General features: G+C 68.0%; 10 protein-coding genes and 1 tRNA gene. 4 read left to right on the forward strand and 7 right to left on the reverse strand.

The window, feature by feature from the left end:
* Positions 1–11: 11 nt before the first annotated feature.
* On the forward strand, positions 12–1214 hold the full coding sequence (locus DBO33_RS31345) for a saccharopine dehydrogenase family protein (RefSeq protein WP_107658268.1): 1203 nt from the start codon (positions 12–14) through the stop codon (positions 1212–1214).
* Positions 1215–1310: 96 nt separating this feature from the next.
* On the forward strand, positions 1311–2246 hold the full coding sequence (locus DBO33_RS31350; protein WP_107658269.1) for an FAD-dependent oxidoreductase: 936 nt from the start codon (positions 1311–1313) through the stop codon (positions 2244–2246).
* Between the two features lie 75 nt (positions 2247–2321).
* On the opposite strand, the gene DBO33_RS31355 is transcribed toward DBO33_RS31350, so the two are convergent.
* Both DBO33_RS31355 and DBO33_RS31360 read right to left on the reverse strand, forming a co-directional pair.
* A tRNA-Gly gene (locus DBO33_RS31355) sits at positions 2322–2393 on the reverse strand.
* 73 nt (positions 2394–2466) lie between these two features.
* A complete protein-coding gene (locus DBO33_RS31360; protein WP_107658270.1) occupies positions 2467–3684 on the reverse strand; it encodes an MFS transporter in 1218 nt (405 codons plus the stop codon).
* Between the two features lie 93 nt (positions 3685–3777).
* On the opposite strand from DBO33_RS31360, the gene DBO33_RS31365 reads away from it, so the two are divergent.
* Positions 3778–4107 carry an ArsR/SmtB family transcription factor gene (locus DBO33_RS31365; RefSeq protein WP_107658271.1) on the forward strand — a complete coding sequence of 110 codons (330 nt, stop codon included), beginning with the start codon at positions 3778–3780 and terminating at the stop codon, positions 4105–4107.
* Positions 4108–4123: 16 nt separating this feature from the next.
* Here the strand turns inward: DBO33_RS31365 and DBO33_RS31370 are convergent, their stop codons facing one another.
* The 4 genes from DBO33_RS31370 to DBO33_RS31385 all read right to left on the reverse strand — a co-directional run bounded on the left by DBO33_RS31370 (position 4124) and on the right by DBO33_RS31385 (position 9702).
* Positions 4124–5419 carry a M16 family metallopeptidase gene (locus DBO33_RS31370; protein ID WP_234391139.1) on the reverse strand — a complete coding sequence of 432 codons (1296 nt, stop codon included), beginning with the start codon at positions 5417–5419 and terminating at the stop codon, positions 4124–4126.
* A gap of 86 nt (positions 5420–5505) precedes the next feature.
* Positions 5506–7785 carry a polyribonucleotide nucleotidyltransferase gene (locus DBO33_RS31375; protein ID WP_107658272.1) on the reverse strand — a complete coding sequence of 760 codons (2280 nt, stop codon included), beginning with the start codon at positions 7783–7785 and terminating at the stop codon, positions 5506–5508.
* Between the two features lie 375 nt (positions 7786–8160).
* Entirely contained in the window at positions 8161–8430 is a 270-nt protein-coding gene (gene rpsO / locus DBO33_RS31380) for a 30S ribosomal protein S15 (RefSeq protein WP_014986888.1), read from the reverse strand.
* A 300-nt stretch (positions 8431–8730) separates the two neighbouring features.
* A complete protein-coding gene (locus DBO33_RS31385) occupies positions 8731–9702 on the reverse strand; it encodes a bifunctional riboflavin kinase/FAD synthetase (protein WP_107658273.1) in 972 nt (323 codons plus the stop codon).
* A gap of 407 nt (positions 9703–10109) precedes the next feature.
* On the opposite strand from DBO33_RS31385, the gene DBO33_RS31390 reads away from it, so the two are divergent.
* Positions 10110–10778, forward strand: a complete 669-nt coding sequence (locus tag DBO33_RS31390) for a metal-dependent transcriptional regulator (protein WP_107660751.1) — start codon at positions 10110–10112, stop codon at positions 10776–10778.
* A gap of 915 nt (positions 10779–11693) precedes the next feature.
* On the opposite strand, the gene DBO33_RS31395 is transcribed toward DBO33_RS31390, so the two are convergent.
* On the reverse strand, positions 11694–12476 hold the full coding sequence (locus DBO33_RS31395) for a hypothetical protein (protein ID WP_234391140.1): 783 nt from the start codon (positions 12474–12476) through the stop codon (positions 11694–11696).
* Between the last annotated feature and the right edge of the window lie 141 nt (positions 12477–12617).

Raw genomic sequence — 12617 nt, forward strand, 5'->3', positions numbered from 1 at the left:
AGGAGGATGGCATGCGGGTTCTGGCATTGGGCGGCGCGGGCGCGATGGGGTCGGTGGCGGTGCGCACTGCGGCAGGCCTACCCGGCGTGCGGGAGATCATCGTGGCCGACCGCGATGTGGTCGCGGCTCGAAAGGTCGTCGACAGGTTGTCCGGCTCGGGTGCTGAACTGCGGGCCTGCCGAGTCGACGTGACCGATCGCGCAGCGCTCTACGGCGCACTCGGCGAAGTCGATGTCGTGCTCAATACCGTTGGCCCGTATTACCGTTTCGGCCTGACGGTGCTGCGGGCGGCGATCGATACCGGGACGCACTACCTCGACATCTGCGACGACTGGGAACCCACGATGCAGATGCTCGAATACGACGGCGACGCGCGCGCCGCAGGCGTCTGCGCGATTGTCGGGATCGGCGCGAGTCCCGGAGTGAGCAATCTGCTGGCGGCCCGTGCCGCTCGCGAACTCGACCGGGTCGAGGACATCTACACCGCCTGGCCGGTGGATGTGCCCGGCGCAGGCACTTCGGACGGCCTCGAGCTCACGGGCCCGAACGGGTTACCGAGCGCGGCGGCCGTGCACTGGATGCAGCAGATCAGCGGGGCAATCACGGTGGTCCGCGCGGGACAGCTGGTGCAGGAACCGCCGTTGCGGCCGGTGCCGTTGACGCTGCCCGGTGGGCGGAGCGGCACGGCGTACACCGTCGGCCATCCCGAACCGGTCACTCTGCACTGGACTCTGCAACCGGCCGGACGCGTGGCGAATCTGATGGTCGTCACGCCGGGCACCGCAGCCTTCCTGGACGTGCTGCGTACCGATATCGACAAGGGCGCGCTCACCAACGAAACAGCGGCCGCCGAACTGGCCGCGCCCACCCTGTGGCGTGGCCTGCGCTCGATGGCACGGTCCTGGCGCTTCGCCGCACCGGGGAATCTGCCGCCGTTCTTCGCGGTCGCCACCGGCAGCAAAGACGGTGTGCCGCTGTCGATTGTGGCCCATGTGGGCGCCGCGTTGATCGACGACATGGCGGAAGCCACCGGAATTCCATTGGCGCTCGGGCTTTCTCAGCTGGTCGACGGTGTGGCGACACGTCCGGGGGTGCATCCGCCCGAGGCGATCCTCGACGCAGACCGGTTCTTCGACGACCTCGCCGGACATGCCTGCGACGTCGTCATCGAACAGGCACCGCTCGGCTCGGCCACAGTCGCTTCGAACGGGTGACGACCCATCGACGCCGCTTAGCCGAATACCGCACGGGCACCTGCACGTTCCTGCTTTCCGAGCCGCAAGCCCTGGTTCGTGAGTACGGTCGCGATCATGGCAAATGATGTGTTGGTACTGGGGGCCGGAGTCATCGGACTGACCACCGCGGTGTGCCTGGTGGAGGAGGGACATCGGGTTCGGGTGTGGGCGGAACTGCCGCCGGAGCGAACGACCTCGGCCGTGGCGAGCGGGCTCTGGGGTCCTGGGGCCACGGCACGGGATCTGGCGTGGAGCCGCGTCACTTTCACCGAGTTCTCCCTGCTGGCCGACGATCCGGCGTCCGGCCTGCATTTCGAACGGGGACTTCAGGTTTCGCGGTTCTGGTCCGAACCGCCCGCCTGGATCGGCGAGCTGGCCGACCTGGAAATGTGCGCCCCCGACGAACTGCCCGACGGCATGCTGATCGGCTTCCGGAGCACCGCGCCGCTGATCGATCTGCCGCGCTACCTGCGCTATCTGACCGGTCGGCTGGCGGCGCAGAACGTCACGATCGAGCAGCGGACGGTGCGCGATCTCACCGAGGCCGCGGCCGCGTCGCCCATCGTGGTGAACTGCACCGGCGTGGCAGCAGGCGTACTCGCCGGCGACGACGCCGTGCAACCGGTCCGCGGACAGCACGTGATCGTCCGCAACCCCGGCATCACCGACTTCTACGTCGAACTCGGTGCTCCCACCGAATGGGCCGGATTCTTTCCGCACGGTGACCGTTTGATCCTCGGCGGCGTGCGCCAACGCGGCGAGTGGAGCCTCGACCCGGACCCCGAGGTGGCCGACCAGATCCTGCGCCGCTGCATCGCGGTCGAACCCAAACTCGCCGACGCGGAAGTGATCGGCCACGAGGTCGGCCTCCGCCCCGGTCGCGCCGAAGCCAGGCTCGATGAGGAACGCATCGGTGCGTCCAGGATCGTGCACAACTACGGCCACGACGGATGGGGTGTCAGCCTCTCGTGGGGCAGCGCCCGCGAGGTCGCGAGGATGCTCGCCGATTGACCCAGCTGACAGGCCCGCAAGCCTCTCAGGAATGTAGAAAGCCCCGGTCAGCTGAGTAACCGGGGCTTCGACAAGAGCGGATGACGGGATTTGAACCCGCGACCCTCACCTTGGCAAGGTGATGCGCTACCACTGCGCTACATCCGCGTTCGCATCTCGAATACTCGGTGATGCGAGATGGAACTTTAGCCGATGCGCGGCGGAAAATGCCAATCCGCGATCATGCGGCCTGTTCGGCGGCCGCGGGGTTGCGGCGCAGGCCGAGTCCGGCGGCGGTCAGGCAGGCCAGCGACACGACCACGACGAACCAGGGGAACACCGCGCTCAGGCTCCAGGTGGTGGCGGCCCAGCCGGCCAGGATGGTCGGCAACGCCATGGCGGTGTAGGCGAGCAGGTAGTACGCCGACATGGTTTCGCCCCGCTTGTGTTGCGGCACAACCTCGGACAGGTGGCGCAGCGATCCGCCGAAGCCGAGTCCGAAGGTGGCGCCGAGCAAGACACCGGCCAGCAGCACCACGACCCAGTTGCCGGTGTGCAGTGCGGGCACGGTGAGCAGCAGCGCCACCGCCATGCCCGTGTCGCCGCCGATCGCCGCGCGGCGGGCCGGAATCTTGGTCGCGAACAGCTGCGAGGTGGCGCCGGCCAGTGCGGTCGACGCGACCACCGCGCCGCCGAAAACCAAGTTGTGGATGCCGGTTTCGGCCGAGGCGAGCGACGGGTACAGCGACAGCAGCACGCCGAGCACCGACCAGGCCGCCATCACGCCGAGCGCGGAGAACCAGAAGTCGCCGCGAATCTCCGGCGGCACAGAGGGTTTCGCGATCCGGATCCGGCCCGGGATGCGGCCGGTGTGTGGTTCCTCCAGCGCGATGACGCCGATGCCGATGAGCAGACAGATGACCGTGATGACCACGTACGGCAGGCGCAGCGGGTGCGGCGCGTACTGCGCGAGCAGGGCCGAGCCCAGAATCGCCACGGCCATACCGACATTGAACGCCACACCGGTGAGCTGACCGGATCGCGCGCCGTGTTTGGGCCGCAGATCCAGCAGGGCCGCCGCACCGGCGACCACCGTCGCGCCTACCGCGAAGCCGTGCAATGCGCGCGCCACCAACAGCATCGCGACGTTGTCAGCCAGCAGGAAGACCGCGAGTCCGGCGATCATCGTCACGAAAGCACCGAGCAGTACCGGCTTGCGGCCGACCACGTCGGAGATCTTGCCGGACACCAGCACCGCGCCCAGGGCCGCGAACGCGTAAACGGCGAAGACGAAGGTCGTCGTCAGCGGCGAGAAATGCCACTCCTGCTGGTACATGCCGTACAGCGGGGCCGGTACCCCGGAGACGCCGAGCGCCACCCCGCCCGCGGCCAGCACCAGGCCGTAGGCCCAGCGCTGTGAGGTCTGCTCGGCGGCGGCGGGCAGCACTGTCGCTGTCATCGAAACTCCGATCCGGTAGGTTTGATGATGATCGAACCGCGTACGACACTACAGCTGGTATGACGATCATCAAACCATGGAGTGAGGTAGATCATGACCGAAGCTAAGGAAGCGGCAGCCGAGGCCCCACCGGTGGCTGCGCTGTCCACCGTGCTCGGCGCGATACAGGACCCCATCCGCCTCGAAATGGTGCGGCGGCTCAGCAATGCCGGCACCGCGGTCCGCTGCAACGAGCTCTACGACGTGATCAACAAGTCGACCGCGACCCACCACTTCAAAATCCTGCGCGAGGCCGGGGTGATCGAACGGGTGATCGTCGACGGCCAGATCTGGCAACGGCTACGCGCTCGCGACCTGGAAACCGCCCTGCCCGGCGTGGTGTCCGCGGTCGTTGAAGCCGCCAATCGCGCAACTACGGACTGACTCCCGCTTCGAAGGGTCAGCCTTCGACCAATCTCCGCACAGCAGCAGGCAATTCGCGGGTCCGCTTGTACGGCCCCGCAACCGAGGCGGCGAACGGCCGTCCAAGCAGCGTGCTGGCGATAGCCGACACCTCGTCGGTGGTCACCGCGTCGATCCGCGCCAACGTCTCCGACACGCTCCGATGGTTGCCGTAACTGAGTTCACTGCGCCCGATGCGGTTCATCCGGGACGCGGAGTCCTCCAGCCCCAGCACGAGCCCACCACGCAGCGAACCCTTGGCCCGGGCACATTCAGCATCCGTAATGCCATTGGCAGCAACCTCTTCGAGCACCCCGCGCGCCAAAGTGGCGACCTTGCCGAGGTTCTCCGGCTGACAGCCGATGTACACCGAGAACGCACCGGTATCGGCGAAGGTGTCCACGCTGGAGTACACCGAGTACGCCAGCCCGCGTTCCTCCCGGATCCGCTGGAACAGCCGGGAACTCAGCCCGCCACCGACCACCGTGTTGAGCACCGAGAGCGGCCAGCGCCGCTCCCCCTCGTGCCGCCCGAAGGCGCGCACCCCGAACGCCAGGTGCGCCTGCTCGCTGTCGCGGTGGCTCCAGTGCAGTTCGGGATCGCTGGCCGGTCGAAACCGGCCCTCACGACGTTTGGCGGGCGTGGCCGCCGGGTCGAGCCGATTCTCGAACGCGCGGTGCACCAACTCCACCGTGTGCTCGTGTTCGACATTGCCCGCGACCGCGACGACCATCCGGTCCGGCCGATAGCGTCGCAGGTGGAAGCCGCGCAACTGCCCGGCGTGCATCGATTCGATGGATTCGATGGAACCGATCACCGGCCGCCCGATCGGATGGTCACCGAACAGCGCGGACAGGAACGCGTCGCCGACCAGGTCTTCCGGGTCGTCGTCGCGCATGGCGATCTCTTCGAGCACCACCTGCCGTTCCAGGTCGACGTCCTCGGCGCGGCACAGCCCGTTGAGCACCACGTCGGAGACCATGTCCACGGCCAGCGGCAGGTCCTCGTCGAGCACGTGCGCGTAGTAGCAGGTCTGCTCTTTCGCGGTGAACGCGTTGAGCTCGCCGCCGACGGCGTCCATCGCCTGCGCGATGTCCAGCGCCGTGCGCGTCGGTGTCGCCTTGAACAGCAGGTGTTCGAGAAAGTGGGCCGCACCGGCGACGGTGGGGCCTTCGTCGCGCGAGCCGACGCCCACCCAGACGCCGATCGAGGCCGAGCGCACGCCCGGCACATGTTCGGTCACCACGCGCAGCCCGCCGGGTAGCACGGTGCGCTGTACGCCGGGGTCGGTCATGTTGGCTCGCAGCTCCAGTGACGAACCCCCCTGCTCGCGTCGGAGCAGAGGGGCTGTCGTCTTCTTCGTCGTCACAAAGACAAGTACTACTCGGTCGCTGCCGCGCCCGCATCAACGGTGTCGGCTTCGGCCGGCTCTTCGGCGTTCTCCTCGACCGGGACCAGCGAAATCTTGCCGCGGTTGTCGATATCGGCGATCTCGACGCGCAGCTTGTCGCCGACGTTCACCACATCTTCGACCTTGGCGACGCGCTTGCCGTTGCCCAGCTTCGAGATGTGCACCAGGCCGTCGCGGCCGGGCAGCAGCGACACGAACGCGCCGAAGGCAGTGGTCTTGACGACCGTGCCCAGGAAGCGCTCGCCGACCTTCGGCAGCTGCGGGTTCGCGATGGCGTTGATCTGGTCGATCGCCGCCTGCGCCGCAGGGCCGCTGGTCGCACCGACGTAGACCGTGCCGTCATCCTCGATGGAGATGTTGGCGCCGGTCTCCTCGGTGATCTGGTTGATCACCTTGCCCTTGGGCCCGATCACCTCGCCGATCTTGTCGACCGGGATCTTGATCGCGGTGACGCGCGGGGCGTACTGGCTCATCTCGTCCGGGGTGTCGATGGCCTCGGCCATGACCTCCAGGATGGCGGTGCGCGCGTCGTGCGCCTGGCTCAGCGCACCGGCGAGCACCTGCGAGGGGATGCCGTCGAGTTTGGTGTCGAGCTGCAGCGCGGTGACGAAGTCACGGGTGCCCGCGACCTTGAAGTCCATGTCGCCGAAGGCATCCTCGGCGCCGAGGATGTCGGTCAGTGCGACGTAGCGCACCTCGTCCTCGCCCTTGTCGTTCTTGACCGTGTCCGACACCAGGCCCATGGCGATACCGGCGACCGGCGCCTTCAGCGGCACACCGGCGTTCAGCAGCGACAGGGTCGAGGCGCAGACCGAGCCCATCGAGGTGGAACCGTTGGAGGACAACGCCTCCGACACCTGACGGATGGCGTACGGGAACTCTTCCTGGCTCGGCAGCACCGGCATCAGGGCCCGCTCCGCGAGCGCGCCGTGGCCGATCTCGCGACGCTTCGGCGAGCCGACGCGACCGGTCTCACCGGTCGAGTACGGCGGGAAGTTGTAGTGGTGCATGTAGCGCTTGCTGGTTTCCGGGCCGAGCGAGTCGACCTGCTGGGCCATCTTCACCATGTCGAGGGTGGTGACGCCGAGGATCTGCGTCTCGCCACGCTCGAACAGCGCCGAACCGTGCGCCCGCGGCACCACGGCGACCTCGGCCGACAGCGCGCGGATGTCCGCGAGACCGCGGCCATCGATGCGGAAGCCGTCGGTCAGGATGCGCTGGCGCACCAGCTTCTTGGTGACCGAGCGGAACGCGGCACCCAGCTCCTTCTCGCGACCGGCGAAGTCGTCGCCGAGGCGAGACAGCACGTCGAGCTTGATCTCGTCGATCTTCGCTTCGCGCTCCTGCTTGTCGGCGATCGACAGCGCCTCGCTCAGCTCACGCTTGGCGGTGCCCTCGACGGCCTCGTAGACGTCGGTCTCGTACGGCGGGAACAGCGGGAACTCGCCGGTCGGCTTGGCGGCCAGCTCGGCGAGGTCGGCCTGCGCCTTGCAGAGGCGGGCGATGAACGGCTTGGCGGCCTCGAGGCCTTCGGCCACCACGGCCTCGGTCGGCGCCTGCGCGCCACCCTCGATCAGCGCGATGACCTTGTCGGTGGCCTCGGCCTCGACCATCATGATCGCGACGTCACCGGACTCGACCACACGACCCGCGACGACCATGTCGAACACGGCGCCCTCGAGCTGCTCCACGGTCGGGAACGCGACCCACTGGCCGTCGATCAGCGCGACGCGCACGCCGCCGACCGGGCCGGAGAACGGCAGACCGGCGATCTGGGTGGACGCGGACGCGGCGTTGATCGCCACCACGTCGTACAGGTCGTTGGGGTCCAGGCTCATGATCGTGACGACGACCTGGATCTCGTTACGCAGGCCGTCGACGAACGACGGGCGCAGCGGGCGGTCGATCAGGCGGCAGGTCAGGATCGCGTCGGTGGACGGACGGCCCTCACGACGGAAGAACGAGCCCGGGATGCGGCCCGCGGCGTACATGCGCTCTTCGACGTCGACCGTCAGCGGGAAGAAGTCGAACTGGTCTTTCGGGTGCTTGCCCGCGGCGGTGGCGGACAGCAGCATGGTCTCGTCGTCCAGGTAGGCGACGACCGAGCCAGCGGCCTGACGGGCCAGCCGGCCGGTCTCGAAGCGGATGGTGCGGGTGCCGTAGCTGCCGTTGTCGATCAGCGCGACGGACTCGAACACACCGGGCTCGACCTCTACGGCCGAGGACTTGCGTTCAGTTGTTTCGGACATTCTCTTCTCTCAACCTCTCGTCTTCGCCGGATCGAGCGCCCAACGGCGCGATCCGGCTCTTCGTCAGCCATACCTGGTACGGACGCGCGGCAACCATCCTGGCCGCGGCGCGCACACCCGGCCGAATCCCCTTGGATCACGGCGACGCGGAGGCGGTCATCGATCGAAGCCCGCCGGCGGTATATCCCCTGCCGGGAGGCCACTACCGAAGACCGACGCCACGCAGGCGGGTGCATACGGCTGTGCAATGTTGTCGTGTATCGGACCGCCGATGACAAAGCGGTCGCCCACATACACGAATAGCCAACGGGGAGATTGTACGTCTCCCCGCTGGCCGGGTCTCCGGCTACCTCGGGTAGCCGGCGTGTGGAGCGATCAGCGGCGCAGGCCGAGACGCTCGATCAGCGAACGGTAGCGCTGGATGTCGTTGGCGGCCAGGTACTTCGAGAGCCGACGACGACGACCGATCAGCGCGAGCAGACCGTGCCGGGTGTGGTGATCGTGCTTGTGCACCTTCAGGTGCTCGGTGAGATCGGAGATCCGCTTGGACAGCAGCGCGATCTGGGCCTCCGGCGAGCCGGTGTCCTTCTCGTGCAGGCCGTATTCCTTGAGAATCGCCGACTTCTGTTCAGTGGTCAGAGCCATGAGGCATCCACTCCCTATTTCAGTCCCGCGCTCGAATGTCCGGTTACCCGGGATGGGTGCCACCGCGGACCGCAGCAAACCCGAGGATCTACCTTACCGGATCGGGTTCGCTGGGCCGAAATCGGCTAGGTGATCGCCGGTCACGGAGGCAGGGCCGGTCGGATTCGCACCGGCTACGGGGCCTGCGTTGCTCAACCGCGGCGCCCAGCGGCTCGGCCTGGCCGGCGCGCGACGGTCGCAGCGACTGAGCGATCGCCGACCCGAGGGCTGGGCCGGTCGGATTCAGTAGGCCGGAATCGGTTACCGATCGTCCACGGCGGCGAGGATCTTGCGGGCCTTCTCCACGTCACGCTGCATATGTTCGATGAGCTCGTCCACCGAGTTGAACTTGCGCTGACCCCGCACATGGTCGACGAAGTCGACCGCGACGTGCTGGCCGTACAGGTCGGCCTCGCCGTCGAGCACGTAGGCCTCGACGGTGCGGGCGCGGCCGGAGAAGGTGGGGTTGGTGCCGACCGAGATGGCGGCCATCGCCCGCTCACCCGGGGTGACGGTGCCGATGGTCGGGCCGGGGCCGAGCACGGTGAACCAGCCCGCGTACACGCCGTCGGCCGGGATCGCGGCGTGCATCGGCGGCGCGACATTCGCGGTCGGGAAGCCGAGCTGGCGGCCGCGGCCGTCACCGTGCACCACCACCCCCTCGACCCGATGCGGACGGCCGAGCGCCTCGGCCGCGGCGGCCATGTCGCCCGCGTCGACGCAGGCGCGAATGTAGGTGGAGGAGAAGGTGACCGCGTGCTCGCCGAGCAGCTTGACGCCGTCGACCTCGAAGCCCCAGCGACCACCGAGCTCACGCATGGTCTCGATGGTGCCCGCGGCTTTCTTGCCGAAGGTGAAGTTGTCGCCGACCACGACCTCCGCCACATGCAGCCGCTCGACCAGCAGGTCGTGCACGTAGCGCGCCGGGGTCAACTTCATGAACGTTTGCGTGAAAGGCATCACGCAGAACACGTCGATGCCCAGTTCCTCGGCCAACTCCGCCCGGCGGGTCAGCGTGGTGAGCTGCGCCGGGTGCGAGCCGGGGCGCACCACTTCCATCGGGTGCGGATCGAACGTCATCAGCACCGCCGGGACCCCGCGCGCCGCCGCCGATTTCACAGCTCGGCTGATCAGCTGTGCGTGACCGCGGTGCACACCGTCGAACACACCGATCGTGAGCACACACCGACCCCAGTCCGCGGGCACGTCGTCCAGACCTCGCCATCGTTGCACAGTCGGCAGCTTATATCGCGCAGCTGAACGGGGTTCGACCGAAGCCCGAGTGCTTGCACTAGGCCCTGTGTCGAAGTCCGGCCGGATGCATCCGGGGGCTGGGTCGTCGCCTGGCAAGGCGGAGGAGTTGCCGATACGGGTTTGTATCGGCGGCGACGACAACGCGGCCAGGCGGCGATCCAGACCCCGGAGGCGCCGGATCGGATTTCGATGCAGGGCCTAGGTCACGCGGCGCTTCCCGTGGTGTGTACGCGTGGTGAATCCGGAGTTTCCCCGTGCGGCGAGCTGTGTCAATCGGCGGGCATGTGCTTAAGCTCGGGTATGTGCCCGGTAAACGAGACATCGCCACCCGCCGTGAGCTAACCGACGCTGCCGCGCCGACCCCGGCCACCGGCGGCACCGCGACGATCGCGCCGGTGCTCTCCTCGGTCGCCCAGGACTATCTCAAGGTGATCTGGACCGCACAGGAGTGGTCCCAGGAGAAGGTGTCGACCAAGCTGCTCGCCGAGCGCATCGGGGTGTCCGCGTCCACCGTCTCCGAGGCTGTGCGCAAGCTCGCCGACCAAGGGCTGGTCGAGCACGCCCGCTACGGTTCGATCACCCTCACCGAGGGCGGGCGCCGGGCCGCGATCGCCATGGTGCGCAGGCATCGGCTGATCGAGACGTTCCTGGTCAACGAGCTCGGCTACGGCTGGGACGAGGTGCACGACGAAGCCGAGGTGCTCGAGCACGCCGTCTCCGAACTGCTCATGGCCCGCATAGACGCCAAACTCGGCTACCCCGACCGTGATCCGCACGGCGACCCCATCCCCTCCGTCGACGGCGCCGTCCCCACCCCACCGGCCCGCCAGCTCAGCGACTTCCGCGCGGGCGAATCCGGCCGAGTAGCCCGCATCTCCGACTCGGACCCCGACATGCTCCGCTATTTCGACTCCGTCGGCATCGCACTGGACACCGCCATCACCGTGCTGGAACGCCGAGACTTCGCCGGCACCATGGCAATCCAGATCGGCACCACCGAAACCCCCACCGACCTCGGCAGTCCCGCAGCCGAAGCCATCTGGCTCACGACCTAGTAGCCCGACGGGGGACGAGGACACGGTCACTCACACGTTCGCGCCGTCATGTCCCGTCAGCTCACCACTTAGTCACCCAACGGAACACGAGGGCGCAGCTACTCGCACGTTCGCGCCGCCACGTCCCGTCGGCACACCACTTAAGCGCCCGACGGGACACGAGGGCGCGGTTCACTCACACGTTCGCGCCGCCATGTCCGCAGGCTCACCGCCTAGTCACCCAACAGGACACGAGCGAGCGGTTGCTCACACCTTCACGCCGCCATCTCCCGCCGGCCCACCACTTAGTCGCCCAACGGGACACCAGGCCGCGGTCACTCACACGTCCGCGCGGCCACGTCCCGCTGGCTCACCACTTAGTCCGCTGACGGGACACGAGGGCACGGCTACTCACAAGTCCGCGCCGCCATCTCCCGCCGGCTCACCACTCAGTCGCCCAACGGGACACGGGCGCGGCTACTCATACTTCCCCGCCGTCACGTCCCGTTCGACTGACGGCACACGAGGGCGCAGAAACTCGCACGTTCGCGCCGCCATCTCCCGCCGGCTCACCACTCAGTCGCCCAACGGGACACGAGGGCACGGTCACTCACACTTTCCCGCCGCCATCTCCCACAGGCTCACCGCCTAGTCATCTGACGGGACGCGAGGGCAGCGCTACTCGCACCTTCACGCCGCCATGTCCCACTAGCTCACCACTTAGTCGCCCAACGGGAGACGAGGGCAGCGCCACTCGCACCTTCGCGCCGACATGTCCCGCTGGCTCACCGCCTAGGCGCCTGACGGGACACGAGGGCGCGGTTACCCGCACTTTCGCGCCGCCATGTCCCGCAGGCTCACCGCTCAGCCGCCTGACGGGACACGAGGGCGGGCTACTCGTACTTTCGCGCCGCCATGACCCGTTCGATGGGGTGGTCAGCAGTTGAAGTACTTCTGTAGGCGGGTGGGGACGCCGTCGGCGGAAGCTTTTGTCCAGCAGATGTTGTGGGGGAAGTAGGCGTAGGTGGCCCAGCCTTCGGGGGTGCGGCGGACGATGCGCTGGGTGTCGCCGGGGGCGTCCCAGGCGATGATCGCCCAGGTGCCGTCGCATTCGGTGACGGTGGCGTTGTGGCTGCCGAGTTCGCCGATGTCGTCAAGGTCGTGCACGATCGTTTGCGCGGCGCAGGGGGCGGGCAGGTCGGGTTCCTGGAAGCGCAGTTCGCCTGCGGCGAGCTCGCCGTCGCGGACGAGGAAGAGGCTGTGCATGCCCTCGGGGACCGGGGTCGTGCCGGGCGGTGGGGTGCCCATGCCGAAGTGGTAGCAGCCGATCGGGACCGAGAAGGTGGCGGCGCCGTTGCCGTCTGTGGCGGCGTCTCGGCGGAGTACTTCGGTGCTGCCCAGCGGGATGTCGCGCTTCGCCGGGTCGCAAGGCTGAATCAAGCTGAGATTGACCGGCACGTTCGGGACCGGCGTGCCCGAGAGGGGTCGCGTCCGGATCCCCACGGTGCCGGTGCCCTGCTGTGGATTGCCGGGTGGCGGCGGCACGATTTGAGTGGGTGCGGCGGTGGGTACGTTCGGCGCCGACGTCGGAGTCGGCACGGTCGTCGACCGATCGCGCGACGGTGTCGACGCCTCGTCACCATTCCCACCGCAAGCCGCCGCCAGCACCGCCACCGCGATGACCGCTAACCCCTGCTGCACCATTCTGCGGACAACCATCGCCCTCACCTCCCGATCAGGCCATCAGATACTCGACCTATCGCCGTAACCCACGCCATGGTTACCCCAGGTAAATCCCCATACCCCGGAATGGACTCGAAATCGTTCCCGCTCGCGTCGAGTGGCACATGGTGGAGAGCC

This window comes from Nocardia suismassiliense (assembly GCF_900269665.1).
GTDB classification, from domain to species: domain Bacteria; phylum Actinomycetota; class Actinomycetes; order Mycobacteriales; family Mycobacteriaceae; genus Nocardia; species Nocardia suismassiliense.